At 63.2% G+C, this 1,639-nt stretch carries 1 protein-coding gene; it reads left to right on the forward strand.

Annotation, left to right across the window (positions count from 1 at the left end):
- Positions 1-162 precede the first annotated feature (162 nt).
- Positions 163-1,317 (forward strand): IS110 family transposase, encoded by a 1,155-nt coding sequence (locus tag O9K64_RS23345; protein WP_275100524.1) that lies wholly within the window; start codon positions 163-165, stop codon positions 1,315-1,317.
- Positions 1,318-1,639: the final 322 nt, after the last annotated feature.

Below are 1,639 nucleotides of genomic sequence, written 5' to 3' on the forward strand. Positions count from 1 at the left end.
GTAGACATCATGGATTGACCTGCCCAACCTCGACATCGTGGGTTATGTTGTTGGGGTTGGAAAAACCTTTAACACAGAGCCACATCGAGGGGGCAGGTCATGAAGAAGTTTACAGGAAAAGTGGTTAACGCGTTGGAGCCGATGTCGGGGCTCGCGGGTGTCATGCACGCGCGGGAGCACGCGGAGCGGCTCTACGGGGTCTATGTGGGTTTGGACGTCCACAAGGAGACCATTGCAGTGGCGGTGGCCGAGTGCGGCCGGGGCCAGCCGGAGTATCAAGGCGAAATCAGAAACCGGCCCAAGGCGGTTGCCAAGCTGCTGGAGCGGCTGAGTGCTCAGTACGGCGGGGAGCAGATACTGTTCGCCTACGAGGCGGGTCCGTGCGGCTATGGGCTGTACCGGCAGATCATCGCCAGCGGCCACGCCTGCGAGGTGGTGGCGCCGTCGCTGATCCCGCGCAAGGCCGGCGAGCGGGTGAAGACCGATCGGCGCGATGCGCTGGGTCTGGCGCGGCTGTCGCGCTCTGGGGAACTGACCGCGGTGTGGGTGCCCAATCAGGAGCAGGAAGCGATTCGCGATCTGACGCGGGCGCGTGAGGACATGAAGGCGATCGAGACCAAGGCCCGGCAACGCCTGGGGGCCTTCCTGCTGCGTCACGGCCGGGTTTACGAGGGCAAGAGCCGCTGGACCCAGGCCCACTGGCGCTGGCTGGCGATGGTGAAGTTCGACGCCCCGCTGCAGCAGATCGTCTTGCAGGAGTACATCGAAGCGGTGAAAGAGTCGCAGCGGCGGGTCAGCGGCCTGGAACAGCAAATGCGTCAGTCACTGGCGGGCTGGTCGCTCAGGCCGGTGGTCGAGGCGCTGATGGCCCTGCGCGGGGTGAGCCTGATCACCGCGATGACCACCCTGGCGGAATTGGGGGACATCAGCCGGTTCGACTCCCCGCGTCAGTTAATGGCGTATCTGGGGTTGGTGCCGAGCGAACACTCCAGCGGCGGGAGCCGTCGCCAGGGGGCGATCACCCGGGCGGGGAACGGCCATGTACGTCGAGTGTTGGTGGAGGCGGGCTGGAGTTACCGCTTCCCGGCGCGCAAGACGCGGGTCATCGAGCAACGCGCGGCGCTGACCTCCCCGGCGGTCCAGGCCATCGCCTGGCAGGCGCAGAAACGGCTTTGTGGGCGTTATCACCATCTGTTTGCGGCGGGCAAGCTCAAGCAGCAAGTGACCACGGCCGTGGCGCGGGAGTTGGTGGGCTTTGTTTGGGCGATCGCCTGCGAGGTCACGGGCAAGGCGCACGGCAGCAAGTCGCTGGCATGAACGGGCGTCAATGGCTTCGGCTCAGGGTAGGTGAGGCCAGCGAGGAGAACCCCTGGGCATCCTATGTGGCGTCCTCTGAAAGGAGGACAGACCCACGACTGTAGAGAAGGGCAGCTCCGCGACGAAGTGAAGTCCGGTCGGTAACCAACCCACGTATATCAGAGTGATCCACCGTCGCTAAATTGCCTTGCATACCCTGAGCCGAAGCCATTGACCAAGAAAGGAAAAGCATGAAAATCAGTGCAGATACTTAACCGGCCAGTCAGTGCGGATATTTGACAGTCAGTGCAGATACTTGACAGGTCAATCCATATCAGGATGC

The sequence above is a fragment of the Sedimenticola hydrogenitrophicus genome (assembly GCF_029017505.1).
GTDB classification, from domain to species: Bacteria; Pseudomonadota; Gammaproteobacteria; order Chromatiales; family Chromatiaceae; genus Sedimenticola; species Sedimenticola hydrogenitrophicus_A.

Excerpts from the sequence above, each read along its gene's own strand:
- O9K64_RS23345 (WP_275100524.1), top strand. The coding sequence starts at position 163 with ATGCACGCGCGGGAGCACGCGGAGCGGCTCTACGGGGTCTATGTGGGT.